Annotated in this window: 12 protein-coding genes; 3 read left to right on the top strand and 9 right to left on the bottom strand. The window is 46.0% G+C overall.

Annotated features, from left to right (window positions below; all coding sequences use genetic code 11):
* Nucleotides 1–4 precede the first annotated feature (4 nt).
* Both H8S64_RS02150 and H8S64_RS02145 read right to left on the bottom strand, forming a co-directional pair.
* Nucleotides 5–1,378 carry a PCMD domain-containing protein gene (locus H8S64_RS02150; RefSeq protein ID WP_186974766.1) on the bottom strand — a complete coding sequence of 458 codons (1,374 nt, stop codon included), beginning with the start codon at nucleotides 1,376–1,378 and terminating at the stop codon, nucleotides 5–7.
* Nucleotides 1,379–1,571: 193 nt separating this feature from the next.
* Complete coding sequence (locus H8S64_RS02145) at nucleotides 1,572–4,052, bottom strand: YfhO family protein (protein WP_186974765.1); 2,481 nt, start codon at nucleotides 4,050–4,052, stop codon at nucleotides 1,572–1,574.
* Nucleotides 4,053–4,263: 211 nt separating this feature from the next.
* On the opposite strand from H8S64_RS02145, the gene H8S64_RS02140 reads away from it, so the two are divergent.
* The 3 genes from H8S64_RS02140 (at nucleotide 4,264) to H8S64_RS02130 (ending at nucleotide 8,345) form a co-directional block, all read left to right on the top strand.
* A complete protein-coding gene (locus H8S64_RS02140; RefSeq protein WP_186974764.1) occupies nucleotides 4,264–5,364 on the top strand; it encodes a glycosyltransferase in 1,101 nt (366 codons plus the stop codon).
* A 63-nt stretch (nucleotides 5,365–5,427) separates the two neighbouring features.
* Complete coding sequence (locus H8S64_RS02135; protein ID WP_186974763.1) at nucleotides 5,428–7,581, top strand: lipopolysaccharide biosynthesis protein; 2,154 nt, start codon at nucleotides 5,428–5,430, stop codon at nucleotides 7,579–7,581.
* Complete coding sequence (locus H8S64_RS02130) at nucleotides 7,566–8,345, top strand: hypothetical protein (protein WP_186974762.1); 780 nt, start codon at nucleotides 7,566–7,568, stop codon at nucleotides 8,343–8,345. Before H8S64_RS02135 ends, H8S64_RS02130 begins: the two co-directional genes overlap by 16 nt.
* Here H8S64_RS02130 and H8S64_RS02125 read toward each other — a convergent pair.
* The 7 genes from H8S64_RS02125 to H8S64_RS02095 all read right to left on the bottom strand — a co-directional run bounded on the left by H8S64_RS02125 (nucleotide 8,342) and on the right by H8S64_RS02095 (nucleotide 17,273).
* Nucleotides 8,342–9,523: a glycosyltransferase family 4 protein gene (locus H8S64_RS02125; RefSeq protein ID WP_186974761.1), complete on the bottom strand. Its 1,182-nt coding sequence runs from the start codon at nucleotides 9,521–9,523 to the stop codon at nucleotides 8,342–8,344. The two genes, H8S64_RS02130 and H8S64_RS02125, sit on opposite strands and share 4 nt — an antisense overlap.
* Before the next feature lie 3 nt (nucleotides 9,524–9,526).
* Entirely contained in the window at nucleotides 9,527–10,561 is a 1,035-nt protein-coding gene (locus H8S64_RS02120) for a glycosyltransferase family 2 protein (protein WP_186974760.1), read from the bottom strand.
* A gap of 11 nt (nucleotides 10,562–10,572) precedes the next feature.
* Nucleotides 10,573–12,501, bottom strand: coding sequence for an asparagine synthase (glutamine-hydrolyzing) (asnB, locus tag H8S64_RS02115; RefSeq protein ID WP_186974759.1), 1,929 nt, complete (start codon nucleotides 12,499–12,501; stop codon nucleotides 10,573–10,575).
* A 253-nt stretch (nucleotides 12,502–12,754) separates the two neighbouring features.
* Nucleotides 12,755–13,768, bottom strand: coding sequence for a D-glucuronyl C5-epimerase family protein (locus tag H8S64_RS02110; protein WP_186974758.1), 1,014 nt, complete (start codon nucleotides 13,766–13,768; stop codon nucleotides 12,755–12,757).
* Between the two features lie 8 nt (nucleotides 13,769–13,776).
* On the bottom strand, nucleotides 13,777–15,072 hold the full coding sequence (locus tag H8S64_RS02105) for a glycosyltransferase family 4 protein (protein ID WP_186974757.1): 1,296 nt from the start codon (nucleotides 15,070–15,072) through the stop codon (nucleotides 13,777–13,779).
* Nucleotide 15,073: 1 nt separating this feature from the next.
* Nucleotides 15,074–16,135, bottom strand: a complete 1,062-nt coding sequence (gene wecB, locus H8S64_RS02100) for a non-hydrolyzing UDP-N-acetylglucosamine 2-epimerase (RefSeq protein ID WP_186974756.1) — start codon at nucleotides 16,133–16,135, stop codon at nucleotides 15,074–15,076.
* A gap of 10 nt (nucleotides 16,136–16,145) precedes the next feature.
* Nucleotides 16,146–17,273, bottom strand: coding sequence for a DegT/DnrJ/EryC1/StrS family aminotransferase (locus H8S64_RS02095; RefSeq protein ID WP_186974755.1), 1,128 nt, complete (start codon nucleotides 17,271–17,273; stop codon nucleotides 16,146–16,148).
* Nucleotides 17,274–17,281 lie beyond the last annotated feature (8 nt).

Genomic DNA, 17,281 nt, shown 5'->3' with positions numbered 1-17,281 from the left:
CAGGTTAAAAGTTTACAACAACGTTATCGACGGTTAAGGTACTACCTTCTGCCCCGATAAACAGATCTCCCTGCCTACTGGAGGTCATTACTATCGATATATGTGTCGGTTCCAGATTTTTATACTTACTATCATATTTGATCGGGATCGTATAATTGTCCCAGTTACGTAATGCTGTATTCGCTCCGTCGAAAATAAATTCTCCTTTTCCTAACACTTTTAGACCATTGACAGGATCTCCATGATATTCTAATTCTCCATTGCCTTCCCAACGAAGTAATTCAACCCAAATACGTCCTTGGTCGGTTCCTATCGTATCTTTTAATTTGTAAGAAGAATTTTCGTTTGCTTTTACCGAGCGTTGAAATTTTACACCAGCTTCATATTTGGCATCAACAGAAATAGATTCCGGACGCATGATAAACGGTATCCCGAAATAGGTCATTAACGGGGGATTGTTTAAATAAGAAACATTTATTTGGAAGTACCCGGTAAATATTGTCCCGGCTGTTATTAACTCGCCGATACCGATACCGCTTAATCTTTGAATGCCAGTTTTCATTTGTGCCGCGTATCCGTCCTGATTATCGACAGGGGTGGTTCCTTGTACAAAAGAATTATTGGCTGTAGCCCATCCGAGCCCTTTCCCGGGTCTTGGATTGATATTTATTTTACCAGTTCCTATATTAATCCAGTCTTCAAATTTAGAATTTTCGATGCTCGGAACGATTAGCACGTTCCAAACCCGTTCGTCTCCATTGTCGGCAATCAACGTGATTTGTTTTTTATCATTAGAATTCGTGAAGACAAAGGAGGAGGGAGCTGAGCCGTCTTTGTATTCTCCCGTTTTGGTGATGTCAGCTTTGATCGTTACCGATTCCGTTTCAGACCAGTCGATTTCTTTCTCGAAGGTGATTCGAATGTTGTTATCCCGGATTGAAACACTCACACCTTCTGATGGTTCTGTGATTCGGAAGTTAGTGATGTTAGCGTTAGGTTTGTCTTTTAATACGATTTGTCCCAAGTGAGGCAAGCCGCTCTCTGAAATGAGATAGAATGTTTGTGGTGTGTAAACGTCATTGAATGTGATTTCTTTCAAGTTTAACGGATTTTCATCCACGCTAATGACTTTGTTTGTAGTTGAAGAAAATTTGATGTTAGCCTTTATCGTGAGTGGAAATAATTTTCTCCCGTAATCTAAGGGAATAGTTACTATATTATTACTGATTGTAATATCATCTTTGTTTAATATGATCCCTTCTGTTTGCTCAGTAATTGAGAAAGAGACAATTTCTGCGTCGTCACTTAGCTTGCTTACTTTCTCACATGAACTGAATAATCCAAGTGCTAGTAAAAGAATCCCGTAATATTTTCTCATATAAATTTAATTTTCGTAATACTCAGCAATTTTTATGCCATCCGTATAAATACGGAAATGAGGTTGATAAAGTTATCTATTGGGTATTTCATTGCAAAAGGTACTGCAAGTTATGTTTCATCGTTGTCGTCAACTGGTCGTAATTTGCGACCAGTTCTTTGATGTCACAGCTTGTGATATCAAAGCAGAAACCCTATTCATCCTTCTTTTTCTTCATATACCGCATGATATAGAATATAATACCGCCCAACAAAGCTAACAAAAGAAGACTTGAACTTATAGCTGAAATTCGGGCTCCCATGTAATAAGACTCCGGTTTGTATTCGAATGTAACGGTATGTTCTCCCGCGGGGACTATGACGGCACGTAAGATATAATCAGCCCTGAGAAGATCGGTTTTGTTACCGTCGATATAAACATTCCAGCCTTTGGGATAATATATTTCACTGAATACGGCCAATTGTTCGTTTGCCGCGGAAGTCTTGTATTCCAATTTGTTCGGGGCGTACGAGGTCAATTGTATCGTGGCGTTCTCGTCAAAATTGAAACCTTTATCTTGAATGACGGATTCAAACTCTTTGCTGATGACGGCAGATTCTCTCGGGTCTATTTGTTTCAGCCCGAGTAATTCTTCATCCGGCGTGTTCACGAGTTCATAATCCTTGACAAACCATGCGTTCCCGTAAGCGTATTTATTGTTGACGGGGGCGGAATTGGCATGCACGATGACATATTTCGTGTTCAACATATTCAACACGGTTTGCTTGGAAAGACTTTCTTCCATGGCAGAGAGTGTTGGAGAACTTTCCAGCGTTTTACCGATACTTTGCATCTCGGGATAGATGAAATAATCAATAATATCTTGGTAACGCTGTAACTTGGCGGCACTGTATCCCCCGATCGTCTTGTGATGATAACTGGTATGCGAATCATTGAACGTGTTCACGGATATATCCAGTACCCGATAATTCGGGTCTTTATCTGCAAGGATGGCTTGATCCACCGGACGAGGTTGGTATTGATTGTTAAACTCCCGTTGTTTTACAAAGTGGTCGTTATTGAGGTAACGTTTATCCACGGTCCACATATCGGCAAGAATCAATAGTCCCATGACGAACACGACATGAGTGCTTTTGATTTTCTGAATCATCCATGCCCAAATAACGACGCCCGCCAATAAGATAAATACCAAAGAACGGAATGCGTCCGAGCGAAGCAGGGATTCCCGGTCTTGGGGTAAATATTGTCTGAGCCAATCCGGGTATTGACTGTCTGCCGGTGAAACGAAACTTCCGGCTAAACCGGGTAATAACGCGAACAAGGCGCAAATACCACCGGTAACTCCTACGGCTATTTTTAATCCTTTGATCAGAGTCTTTTTCTCGTATTCCCCGTTAAGAATTTTGTTCAAGGTATATATCCCCAGCAAAGGAATGGTCAACTGCAACACGATCAACATCATGGACGGCACCCGGAATTTGTTGTATAACGGGATGTAGTCATAGAAGAAACTCGACAGGAACATGAAATTCCGTCCCCAGCCCAAGAAGAGAGCCAGTAAAGAAATTCCCACTATCCACCACTTCATGGGTCCTTTGATTAACACGAGTCCCAACACGAAAAGGAAAATGGCGATAGCTCCCATGTACATAGGTCCCGCCGTGAATGCCTGTTCGCCCCAATACAAGGGTAATTGTTGAATGATTTGATCGGCATTCGACGCTCCTTGGCTATTCAGGAATTTGTATGTTTCCGAATTTTTGTCTAACGCTCCGCCGGAAGCTCCACCCTTGAAGTTCGGTATCATCAGATTGAGGGTTTCGTCAATCCCGTAACTCCATGCGGTGGCGTATTCTTTATCCAACCCGCCTTTGGTTTGGCTATTTTGGTTCAAGGTCAATTCCGACCCGCCTCGCATCGTGTACTTGCTATATTCCCACGTCGGCCACAAGTGATTTATATTTGTGGCTGCCGCGAATAGAACCGCTACCACGAGTAACGTGACAGTTTTTAAAAAGGCGGGAAGTGCCTTTGCCTTGACGGCTTTGTATAATTGTGCTATTCCGTAGAATAAAACGATAAAAGCGAGATAATACGTGATTTGCGGGTGATTCGCCATGATTTGGAAAGCAAGTGTTATCCCGAAGAATACCGCCCCCAACCACCGATTCTTTCGGAAGGCGAAAACGACAGAAGCCAAGACCATTGGCATTAATGATATTGCCACCATCTTCGCGTTATGTCCTACTTGAAGAATTTGGAAATTGTACGAGCAGAAACCAAAAGCGAGAGCACCCACGATAGATAACCACGGGTTTACCCCGAAAGCCAGTAATAACAGGTAGAAACTGACAAGCCCTAAAATCAGATAGCTGGCAGGGCGAGGTCCCACGAACAGACCGTCATACACGTTTTTCAAGTAATTGCCTTTATATTCCGTGGAGATCATTGTGGTTGGCATCCCGCTGAACATGGAGTTTGTCCACAACGGCTCTTCTCCTGTTTGTTCCCGAAACTGTATAATCTCGTTCGCCGCCCCTCGCCACGAGGAAATATCCGATTGCATTACTATTTTGCCCTCGAATAAAGCCGGAAAGTAAGCGTAGGCAATAACGATAAATAGGATAAAAGCTACAAGATAAGGATAAAACGATTTGAGCTTCGACATCTTCATGTTTTTGTGTTTTAATGTATTCGATTTCTCGCGAAAGTAAAAAATATAATTATCAAAATAGAGGAATGTATTTAAAAATTGTGAGAAGGGGATGGTCTTGGTGGGACGATGACATTCGTGTTTCTTGAAAAATGTATGCCTTGGATTAGGCGGTAGATAAATTATTTGTATTTTTAGATTTTTATTTTTTCTCTAAAAATACAAGAGAGTTATGAAAGTTTTTATGTTGGCTAATCCGGTTGCCGTGCATACCCAAAAATGGGTGAAGTCGTTATCCGATAGAGGAATAAATATATTACTATATAGTTTTAGGCCTTACAAGGAAGAGGGGTTTTATAAAAACATGGAGAATGCGGAGGTGCGTGGCTTTACCAAGGAAAGAAATGCACGGGGGATAAAATCGTTTTTCTTGTTTAAGCTATTCTGGTACTATATCCCTTTGGTTTGGGATATCAAGCGACAGATTCGTGCTTACAAACCGGATTTGGTACATTCCCATTGCATCAGTGATAACGGTTTGTTCGGGGTTTTGTCCGGATTTCATCCTCTCTTGGTGTCTGTCTGGGGAACGGATATTTTTGTCTACCCCTCGAAAAGCGGTATTCGGAAACGAATAATCCGTTTTATATTGAAACGGACGGATCACATTCTGTCAACGAGTCACGTGATGGCAGAAGAAACCCGGAAATATACATCTCGGAAGATAGAGATCACTCCTTTTGGAGTGGACGTCAGTTTATTCCGGCAGTTGGAGAAAAAGCCCGACGGGGTATTCACCGTGGGGATTGTGAAGACGTTGGAGTATGGTTACGGGATTGATGTACTTATCGATGCTTTCGCTTTGTTCCGGAAGAAATATGCTGAAACAAGCATGAAGTTGCGTGTTGTCGGGGATGGAAGTTTGAGAGGAAAACTTGAAAAACAGGCAGAAGATTCGGGAGTAGGAGATGATATCATTTTTGAGGGGCGTGTACCGAATCATGAATTGCCGATAATATTAAATGATTTTGATGTATTTGTAGCTCTTTCGAGAAGTGAGAGTTTTGGAGTCGCGATAGTGGAAGCCATGGCATGCCAATGTCCCGTGATCGTGTCCGATGCCCCGGGATTCGTGGAAATTGTGGAAGACGGAATAAACGGGTTGATTGTGCCTAGGGAGAATGTCGCCGCTGCAGCGGAAGCCATGGAACGTCTTTTTCTGGACGACAGGTTGCGACTTGCTTTAGGAACAAGCGGTCGGGAACGAGTGGAGAAAATGTATGATTGGCAGAAAAATGTTGACACCATGATTGCTTTATATCAGCAGGTATGAGTATCTTTGTTCCCGTTTGAGAAATATTTCGTGTATAGATAAGTTTATATTTTAGCGTAAAAGATGTTCGGAGATATAAAACAGACCATGAAGCATACCGTCGTGTATGGCGTTGGAAACTTTGCTTCCAAGTTGGTCGGTTTTATTCTGATTCCGTTGTACACGAACGAAAAATTCTTTTCTCCCGTCGATTACGGGATGCTGAGCCTTCTGGACGTAACGTCCCAAGTATTGGTTGCCGCCATGGGATTGGCTTTTTATGCCGGGCTCGTGCGTTGGTATTGGGATAAGGAGTATGCGGAACGTCAGAAAAGTCTGTTCTTCACGATAATGCTGATGACCACGGTGGCAGCTGTGGGGATGGGTATGATCCTGTGGGGATTCCGGGATTCTATAGAGGGGTTGTTGTTGGCAGGGGAGAAAATGGAGTCGTTTGAACAATTGCCTTACGTGTTCAATTTGCTGTTGGTGTATTCCGTTTTATCCGCGATAGTGGCACCGGTGTTGGATCTGTTGCGGTTGAAAAGCCGTTCCGTGCAGTTCTCGGTAGTCAATATTTTGAAATTGGTCGTTACCTTGGGTGTAACTGTTTATTTTATCGTGGGGCGGCAAAAGGGAATTACCGGGGTGTACGAGGCGCAAGTGATCGGGGCTATATTCCAAATATTACTCCTGTTGCCTTTTATTATAAAAAATTCAGCCTTGAAATTGGAATTTGCGGCTATTAAGCAAATTCTTTCGTATAGCTACCCGTTGATGTTCCCCGCTATCGTGGGCGGTTTATTGACCGTTTTCGATAAATATATGCTGAATTACATGAAAGGGATGGATGATGTTGCCTTTTATGCATTCGGTTATAAAATCGGTAACACGTTGAAAATATTCATCGTTGCTTCCGTTCAATTGGCACTGACGCCCTTGATGATGAAAAAAATAAACGACCCGAACAATCGACGTTTTTATTCAAAGATATTTACTTATCTCTCTTTCGGAGGAATGTATTGTGTTTTGGGGTTAAGTTTATTATCCAGAGAATTGATTGCCTTGGTGGCGTCTAATCCTGCGTATTATGCTTCCGTGTATATCGTTCCTTTTATCACTTTCGGGATATTCTTCGGTATGTTGCGGGATGCTTCCGTTATCGGTTTACAAATCACGAAACGGACAAAAATTATCAGTTCCTCGATCATCTTGATCACGTTTATAAATCTGGGATTGAATATACTTTTGATCCCCGCGATGGGAATGTACGGGGCTGCATTGGCAACCTTGGTGGCGCAAATAATTTCTTGGGGCATACCCTACTATTTCGCGCAAAAGGCTTATCCGATACCCTACGAGTTGGGTAAGTTGGGAAAAGTTCTTGCGGTTGGTACGGCAATCTATCTTCTGAGCGTTTTGACGGCTCCGTTGAATATATGGATTGCTTTCATTATCAAGATCGGGTTGTTGGTCGCGTATCCTTTTATGCTCTATGCATGGAAATTTTACGATGACGTGGAACTTCAAAGAATCACGGGGATGTGGGATAATTGGAAATTGATGTTGGGATATTATTGGTCTTCTTTGACCTCTATGCCCCGTAAAACAGTTAATCTGGGAAAGACTGTTGTTGCCGGGCGATTGAGTAGGGAATTTAGTAAACGAAAGGCTAAATTTTTATTTTTAGTGCCTCGTAAGAGAATAGCTATAGCCTTGTTGGATAAAAGTAAATATCATAACGATTTCGCCGCGTATTACGAAACGGTGAAAGGCAAGAACTCGGTCAAGTATTTTCATCAGCAGGCGCACAAGAAAGGGGCTGAATTTCGGTCTATTGAACCGGAGTTATTCGAGAATGAGATTTTTGAAGTGAACACTTCATTGGAAGTACGGCAGGGAAAAGAGATAAAACAAGAATATTTGCAGCGGGGAAATATTACCCGGGGCGAGGGGATGGACGTGTACGGGGTGTTTATGGATGATAAACTGGTCGGGTATATCCGTACATTGCATTTGGGCGAAACGATATTTATAAATAATATATTGGGGCATGGCGCTTATCTGAAAGCAGGGGTTGTGTATTTCTTGCTTTTGGAAGTCGTGCAGCGTTGCTTTGAGCGGGACGATGTAAGGTATATCATTTATGACTCTTATTGGGGAAATTCCCGAGGGTTAGCTTTATTTAAAAAACGTTTCCATTTTGAACCGACTAAAGTGACATGGATAAACCGATGAACCGCTGGAAAAGAATATATCATAAGTTATTTCGGCAGAAAGACCGGATAGGGGAGTATGAAGCTCTTTTGAAACGGGCTTTGGAGAACGGCTATCGGGTAATGTCGTTACTTGAATGGGTGCGGGAAGATTATCCGTCGGGGCATGTTCTCTTGCTTCGTCACGATGTGGATATAGATTCCCGCGGGGCGGAAAGGATGTTCGAGGTGGAAAGGCGTTTAGGAGTTCATGCCTCTTATTATTTCCGGCATTTAACCATGAAATCCTCTCTCGTGAAACGAATGCTTCGTGAAGGGTTCGATGTTGGACTGCATTACGAAACGTTGGCCTTGAAGATGAGATACTTGCAATTGAAAGACAAAAAAGAGATTTCTTCCGAAATCCTTCTCTCCTGTCAACAACAATTAGCCGGGGAAATCCAAGAATTTAGAAAGAGTTTCGGTTCCATGACCTCTCTCTGTTCCCACGGTGCGGCTTGGAACAGGAAACTGGGCGTCCCGAATCATATTCTCGTGGACGATACGTTCAAAAAAGAGCATGATATCCTTTTCGAGGCTTACGACGAAGCTTTGAGGGAAAGAATCACGACCTACATATCGGATGCCTCGGTGACCGACGCTTCTGTCTGGCGATACGGTAAATCCCCTGTCGAGGCTATCGAGCAAGGTGATTCCGTGATCCTGTTATTGACTCACCCCGAGCATTGGAATCATCATTTTCTCTCGAATGTGCGCAAACTTTGGTTGTCTTTCTTAGATCGTTAGTATATCGTATTCAACGTGTTGCCTGCCACTACCGAGTTGTATTTCTCCAACACGGCTTTCTTCCCGTTCTCTCCCATGCGTTTCCGTTCTTCCGGGTGTTGATAGAGATAGATGATTTTTTCCGTGAGGTCGCCCACGTCTTCGTTCCGGAATACCATTCCGCCTCCGGTTTCTTCGATTAATTCCAACTGGGGGGTACAATCCGACACCAGTACGGGAGTTTCAAACAGCATGTATTGGTAAACCTTGTTGGCAATACCGGAATCATGTTGCGGATTCTTGATTAAAGGGGATAACCCGATAGCGGATTGGCGGGCAAAAACGGGAAACTCGGACAGATCCTTCCATTTGTGGTAAATGATTTGCTCTTTTATTTGAGGATCATTCATATAGGTCTTGAATACTTCTTTATCCCCTTTGTCAATAGGGCCGATAAGCAATAGTTTTATATCCGGGTATTTCGGGGCAAGTTCCTTTAACGCTTTAAAACAGGTAATCAATCCGCGGCGTACACCGATAGCCCCGAAATAGAACATGATAAAATCTTGTTTGGCAACTGTTTCGGGAGCGGTATCGTGTTTTAAAAGTTCCTCCGTGTCCGGCACGTTGGGATAAATAACGAAGCGTTTTCCCGCGAGTGACGGGTATTTTTGTTTTAACTCTTCTTGAAAGCTATGACACAACACGACGATGTTGTCGGCATATTCAAGGTATCTTTTTTCCAGTTTTTCCCAGCGTTTGGGAACCACGAGCAAACTCTTCGGGAAAGTCGTTGCCCACGTGTAGGATTGTATCGCTGCCGGGAAGTTCTCGTGCAAGTCGAGAGTGATCGGGAGCCGGTATTCGCGGCTGCCCGTGTACACGGGTTTTGCCATGTACAAATCATGCGTGTGTAAGGCTTCTACCCCGGTATTTTTTATGAAACGGCGGATTTGTTTTTGCCATATCCAGTTGTATAGCGGGAAACGGTTCACGATTCCGAACAGGATTTCTCTTTGCCTGTTTGACATCTTGAAGCGTGTGATTTTAGTTTTGCCGATAGTCCCCGATAGTCCGATATTCAGCAAATCCGGACAGAGAACGTGTATCTCGTGCCCGTGATTTTCCAAAACCTTGATCTCGTTCAGTACCCGTTGATCTCTCGTGATCTCTTTATCTAATATGACACCTATTTTCATGTCTTACTTTTTATTTCCGTAATAATTCTTTGAAAATCCCCTCACCTCTTTGCCCAACAAGGCATTCCACCCTCCCCACAGAAGCCCGAATCCGTATGCGAACACTTGAATCAACAGCGTGATGATTGACAAGAAGGCAACCGCGAGACTGTGATACTTTCCCAAAGATTGAAGGAAAGCCAGCAGGCAAACCGCCAGCAGTCCGCAACCGACAATGCTCCACAGGACATGCGTCGGGAATATTAGCCCCGTGAAACAGGTCACAATGGCTAACCCGAACAGACCGAGGATAAGGATTGCGGGTAACAAATGCACCACTTTCAACGTGTGCGGGTGACGACGGGAGAGGTTGATACGTGCCACTCCCCAGTTGAATATCTGGCGGAAGAATTTCGGGATGCTTGTCCGTCGCTTGTGGTAAACGTAAGCATCAGGAATAAGTCCTACATTGAATCCGGCATTGTATATACGCATCGAGTAATCCATGTCTTGCCCGTGGCGAAGACCTCCCATCTCTCCAATCGTGTCATGGACTTCGCGGGATATGCCCATGTTAAAACTCCGGGGATAGAAACGTCCGACATGTTTTTTATTTCCTCGCGTGCCGCCCGTGCCGATAAAAGAAGTCATGGAATAATTGATCGCTTTTAACAGAGGGGAGAAAGAGGGATGACACGTGTCGGGTCCGCCGAAAGCGTCGTAATGGTGTTCGTTTTGTACTTTCTCTATTTCACGTAGCCAATGGGGGGGAAACATGCAATCCGAATCCACGAAGATAAAATAATCTCCTTTGGCTTCCCGCATCCCGTGATTTCTTGCGGCTCCCGGACCTTGATTCTTTTGGTAGACGGCACGAATCTGCAAACCGCTTGCCGAACGGTATTGCTCTATAAATTCCCGAAAACCGTCTTTCGAACCGTCATCCACGAAAAGAAATTCAAAAAGTTCCCGATCACCTTCCATTCTTTCGGCACTATCGAGAAGTTCTTTCACTTCATCCAATCGGTTGTAAACGGCTATGATAATAGAATATTTCATACATTTTCCCTTTAATAATAAGCCTCAATATTATCTTCCACCCGTTTATAGATAAATTGCTGTTCCCAAATCGCGAGTCCTAGGATAATCCAAATGAAATTATAGTGCCACCGGAGTTTCGGGTGAGCCGGGTAATCCAAGATATACCGGATATATTCGTAATTGAATATACCTTGTTTTTCGATGTATTCCTTCGTCAGAATCTTTTCGGCGGTATCCTTCAAATCCTTCTTGAACTGGAGATACGGGTTCACCGTGAATCCCCATTTCTTCTTGGTGATGATTTTGGGCGGCAGATAAGGTTTCATGGCTTCCCGGAACAGATACTTCGTCTGGTTATTCTTGATTTTCAGTTCCACGGGCAGAGAGAACCCGAAATCCACCAGCTCCCGGTCGAGGAAAGGCACCCGTTCTTCCACGGAATGAGCCATTGACATCCGGTCGTCCGTGAGCAGGTAATCATTCACCATTTTGGACTGGAACTCCGTGTATAGCACTTGATTTAGCGCGTTCTCGTTCTTCACGTCGTTGAAAATTTTATCGAACTCCTTGTGAACCGGAATAAGTTCCGCTTGGTGTTGATGCAAAAACTTCTCCGAGTAAATATTCTTGTAGAATGGCATGTCGTAATCCCACGCGTTACGGAGGATGAGATAAAAGCGCTCCACGTCCCCGATCGAGAGAAGCATTTGCACTCCCCGTCGGTACTCGTCATACCGCAAAGACTTGGAATTATTTTGTAGTTTGAAAATAAAATCCGATTTCCAACGTCCGAAGCGTTGCATCCATCGCGGCATATGGCGGTGCCATTGGTTGAACGGGTAAACGAACTTGTGAATATCGTACCCGGCAAATAGCTCGTCCCCGCCTAATCCCCCCAGTACAACTTTCACCGTGGGGTGGACGAACGCCGACATGTTGAATCCCTGCAACAAATTGATTTTCGGTTCTTCCGCGTGCCATATAACTTGTGGCATTTGTTGCATCGGGTTCATCGACAGACTCAACGTGTGATGATTCGTATGAAAGTAATCCGCTATCTGTTGCGCGTCGGGAAATTCGTCCGTGGGTTCGTTGAATCCCATGGTAAACGTGTTGATTTCCGGTACTCCCAATTCATGCATCTTTTGCACGATAGCGGAAGAATCCAACCCTCCCGAAAGATATACTCCCACGGGGACGTCACTCACCAGCTGGCGTTTCACGGCCTGTTTGATCAACGCGTTCATCCGCTCCTTTGCTTCGTCTTCCGTGATGGAGCGATCGACATCGACAGACAATTGCCAGTAACGTTTTACCGTGAACAACCCTTTCTCGAACACGGCATAATGTGCCGGCGGGATACGTTTGATTCCCTCGAACAGGGTTTCGTTGCCTTGCGTGTACCGCAAGTTCAAGTGAACGTGTAAGGCCTTCAGGTTGAGTTGTCGCTCGTACTTGGGATGAAGGATAATGGATTTTTGCTCCGAGCCGAATACCAGTACGCCGTCTTTCAAAAAATAGTGAAGCGGTTTCACCCCGAAATGATCCCGTGCGAGAATCAAGCGCTCGTTCTTCATGTCCAGCAGGGCAAAAGCGAAAATACCGTTCAGTTTATTGAAGAACCCGGTACCGTGTTCCTCGTACAAGTGAACCAGCACCTCCGTGTCGGTAGCCGTGTAAAACACGTGTCCTTTATTTTTTAATTCTTCCCGTATCTCCTCGTAATTGTATATTTCCCCGTTGAAAATAACGCAAACCGTTTTATCCTCGTTGAATATGGGTTGATTCCCGCAAGTTGTCACGTCGATAATGGACAAGCGCCGATGCCCGAGAGTAAAATCCCGGTGGACATAGACGGCTTGGTCATCCGGACCGCGGTGTTTTATGGCGGTCAGCATTTCCGACATCAATTCTTTGTTATCCTTGTCGCGTTCAAATATTCCGGCTATTCCGCACATATTCTTTGTTGATTAATTGGACATCGGTTGCATTTTTTACAAAAGTAACACAAAAATGAGAGATACGGAATATCTATACTTATTTTATGGTTGGGCAGGCTATTCTTAACCCTTGCTCTACCTCATGAACGTATCATGGACGTAGCATGAACGTAGCATAAACGTAAATCAGTGTTTATGCTGTGTATATGCTATGTTATTGCATTATTTATAAGGTAGGGCAAGGATTATGTAGTGGTAGCAAGGGATGGGGCTATAACCTGTTCAGTTTTTTCAGAGCCTTGAATTTATGGCGATACATTTTCAGGATATTCCGGATATTGTCGTATCGGCGGAATTTTTCACTGTACGCGCGTAATTCGTCTTTACCCGTGATTTGGTGGAGTACCAGCAATTGATGGCGTACCAGCCGGAGATAGCCGATAGTGCAGGGGTCGTTTTGCGGGTAACCGGGCAGGTCGCAGCGGTTGAAGCGGGACCAGTAGCCCATGTCGAATTTAGGTAGTTGGCGGATAAGTCCTTCCACACCTTCCTTGAATAGATGGAGGGCGAGGGCATGCCCGTCGGGATTCACTTCTTCCGGGACGGCACGAATGTAATCGTGTAGACCGAAGAGCGAGAATATATGCCCGTCCAACACGCGGGTAGGGCAGGCGGCCGTGTACTCTTCATAGAACGTTTCGCCGATTGCCCGGTCAACGGAAACACCGCCTTCGGATATATCTTTCGTGAAAGGGATAAGGGCAAGTGTTGCCGCGTGCAGGTATTCCGTGTTTTGTGTCATTTGCCATGCCCGCAAGAGGATAGAGATAGCCCGGCTTTGGGTGAATGCCGATTTCCACGGGGTGGTGACGCGGTATTCCGGTTTGGCGGTTTCGGTCAGCCAGTAGCAACCCAATTCGGGCGATTCCTCTCGTTGCTGCATGAACCAATCGGCAAAACGGAGGAAATAGGCTTTCTTTTCGCTATCATGTGTTTTGAGCCAGCTATGAAACACGGCTAAAGCGTATTGCCCGATGGTGATTGGGTAATAGTAATATCCTTTTCCGTCAACCACGTCGATGTAGGAGTGCACGAGGGGAATACCCGCTTCATCAAATTGGAACGGGTGGTTGCCGCCCCGCGTGTTGATTTTGTCCTCTTCAAAAAGAAAATAATAATAAGTCAGTTCTGTGCTTTTGTTGTCCGTGCAAGTAGCCAAATGCTTGTTCTCGTTGAAATCGGTCAACAATCTTTTTCCGAAGAATAGGGCATTTTTCAGTTTCATAGGCTTGTTTATTTCGAGTGCCGGGAAAGCACGTGATTCATGAAGTGAGCCAGCTCCCCGGTGGTTGCCTCGCGGGAATAACGGGAACTGTTCGAGAACGAGTAGGCGGGTGTTTGACGTTGCCATGCCTCGTGGAGCTTGCGTAATATTCTTTTGGCACCTTCCGTGTCATTGTAGTCGACCATTTCCCCGCATTGACATTCGTCGATGATGTGGCGGGCTTCACCCTCGGTATTGCCGACGGCGAGAATGGAACGTTGAGCCCCGATGTACTCGAACAATTTTCCGGTAAGGATGCCCTTGTTGTTCGGTACGTTATCAATGACAAGTAACAGGGCGTCGGACGAGTTGATATGGCGTATCGATTCGTCGTGGGGGAGATAGGATATGTATTCCGTGTCGGCTGTCAGCCCGTTTTCCTCCACGAGTTGTCGCAGTTCGGGGCAGGTGTTCCCGATGAATTTCAGCCGGAACCGTATATTTTCTTCCCGCAATTCCCGAAGGGCGGGGAGTAAGGGTGTCGGGATACGGGTGACTGAAAGTACTCCCGTGTAAGTAATCACGGGGCAGTCGTTACGCGGGAGGGGAGCCGGACGGTTGTCGTAACCGTTGAAGACCAGACAACCGTTTCGCGGTTTTTCGCGTTTGCTTTCGAGCAATTGCAGGATGTCCTTGCTGATGGACACGATGCCATCGGCGGCATTCAAGGCGTCGTGTTCCAGACTGCGGTCTTTACGCTCGGCACGGGCACTCCTTTTCAAGTTTTGGTTGTAAACGACTTCTTTCCACGGGTCGCGATAGTCGGCAATCCACGGTTTTCCTGTTTCTCGGGCAAGGGCTTGACCGATTAGTTGCAACGAATGGGGAGGAGAGGAGGTGAGAATCAAATCAATGTTTTCCGACCGGATGATTTTCTTTCCTTCCTTCACGGCGTAACGTTTCCAACCGACACGGGCATCGGGGATGAAGAGGTTGAGCCGAATCCATTTGGAGAGGCGGGTGACGAGGTTCGGGCTTTTCTCGGAGAGAATATAGGTACCGATTGCGTCGTCTTTCTTTTTGCCGGAAACCAGTTTGAAAATGGAGAACGGTTCGAAAGTTTTTGTCTTGTACACCTTTAGGTGCGACGGGATTTCTTTTTCCAACGAGGGGTCTTTAGCGGGATATTCGCCTTTTCTGACGGTCAGTATCACGGGTTCCCACCCGTACTTGGGCAGGTATTTCGCGAAGTTTAGCACCCGTTGCACTCCCGGTCCCCCGCTTGGCGGCCAATAGTAGGTAATAATTAGAACTTTCTTTTTCATTTTATGCCTCGATTAAAGTATCGACAATCACTTTCGCGGCATGTCCGTTACCGTACAGGGGGGTAGAAAAGTTAGGATGCGGTTGCTCCCGGTAGGCTTGGATAATTCTGTCGTATGAATTTCCCGCCAAGGCGTTGTAACCGTGGGCGACGAGTTCCGTCCATTCCGTTTCGTTCCGGAGCGTGATACAATATTTCCGGAAGAAGAAAGCCTCTTTTTGTAAACCCCCGCTATCCGTCATGACGAGCGAGCATTTGTCTAGCAAGTAAATCATTTCAAGGTATCCCACGGGGTCGATGAAACGAATGGGGGAGAGTCGGGTATTATAGCCCGAAGCCTCCAGTTTAGCCCGGGTACGGGGATGAAGGGGGAGAAGGACGTCTTGCTCCCGTGAAATCGTTTCCAGTGCCCGGATGATTTCCGACAAGTATTCGGGAGTATCCGTGTTTTCAGCCCGGTGCAGGGTGGCGAGTACGAAATCCCGCTTCAGTTCGATTTGTGGCGGACGGCTGTATTGCCGGTAGAAAAGGGCGGCGTCCAGCATGACATCTCCCGATAGCACGACACGGGAGTCGAAATGGTCGAAGCCTTCGTTTTTCAGGTTTCGGGTAGCCGTTTCCGTCGGGCAGAAAAGGATATCGGAAACGCGGTCTGTCAGAATCCGGTTGATTTCTTCCGGCATGGTCATGTTGAATGAACGCAACCCGGCTTCCACGTGTGCCACCCGGATATGTAATTTCTTCGCGGCAAGAGCCCCGGCGAGGGTGGAGTTCGTGTCCCCGTACACAAGCACCCAGTCCGGTTTCTTGTCCAGAAGTACTTTTTCGATTTCTTCAAGCATCTTGCCCGTCATGGCACCGTGACTCAGGCTGTTGATATTGAGGTTGTAACCGGGAGCGGGAATCCGCATTTCCTCGAAAAACAAATCACTCATATTGGGGTCGAAGTGTTGCCCCGTGTGTATGATGGTTTCGTGAATATCATCGTGAGTGCTGATTTCTCGGCTGACTACTGCCGCTTTCACGAATTGAGGTCTTGCCCCTACGATGGTGATAATGTTCATGGAACGGGTATTATTGATTAAAAAACGCGTGTATTTGTTGTATGATATATTCTTGAACCTCCGGTTTCATTTCCGTGTGGATGGGCAGGGATAGTACCTCTTCGCTCAGTTGCTCCGACACGGGGTACGAGCCTTTCCCTTGTCCTTCGCGGAGGTAGGCTTGTTGCAGGTGTAAAGGAACCGGGTAATATATCATGCTCAGGATGCCTTGGGATTGCAGGAAAGTCTTCAGTTCATCCCTGCGTTTGTCCGCCACTCGTATCGTGTACTGGTGGAACGCGTGCGTGCTGTCGGTAGCCCGGGCGGGAAGTATAATGCCTTTGACGGAAGCCAGTCCCTCGTCGTATTTGTCGGCAACCCGGTTACGGGCGGCAGTGTATTCGCGGAGATAACGTAATTTCACGTCGAGAATGGCGGCTTGTAACGTGTCCAGCCGGGAATTGCAACCCACGATATCGTGGTGGTATTTAATCTTTTGCCCGTGATTGGCAATCATGCGGGCACGTTCTGCCAGTCGGGCGTCCCGGATAAATAAGGCTCCGCCGTCCCCGTAGCATCCCAAGTTCTTGGACGGGAAAAATGAAGTGGTGCCGATATCGCCGATACACCCGGATTTCAGTTTCCGTCCGTCGCTGAAAGTGTACTCCGCCCCGATGGATTGCGCGGCATCCTCCACCACGAAGAGGTTGTGGCGTTTGGCAATTTCCATCAAAGGCTCCATGTCGGCACATTGACCGTACAGGTGAACGGGTACGATGGCTTTCGTGCGGGGGGTGATTTTTTCTTCAATCCGGGTAACGTCTATCGTGAAGCGGTCTGCCACACAATCCGCGAACACGGGTTCCAGATGTAGTAAGGCTATCACTTCCGCCGTTGCCACGTAGGTATGGACAGGTACAATTACTTCGTCACCCGGTTGTAAGCCTAAGGCCATCAAGGCAATTTGCAGGGCATCGGTTCCGTTCCCGCAAGTTATCGCGTGCTCCACTTGATTGTATTCCGCGAGGTGTTGTTCAAATTGTTTTACCTGCGGTCCGTTGATAAATGCCGCGGAGTCGAGGACTTCCTGTATGGCGTGGTTTATCTCTTCCCGAATACGTTCGTATTGCCCGTGAAGGTCTACCATGGCTATATTCATGATGGAAT

The sequence above is a fragment of the Butyricimonas hominis genome (genome assembly GCF_014287455.1).
Lineage (GTDB): Bacteria > Bacteroidota > Bacteroidia > Bacteroidales > Marinifilaceae > Butyricimonas > Butyricimonas muris.
The sequence above is the reverse complement of the archived record's forward strand: the minus strand, read 5'-3'. Positions and strand labels throughout refer to the sequence as shown.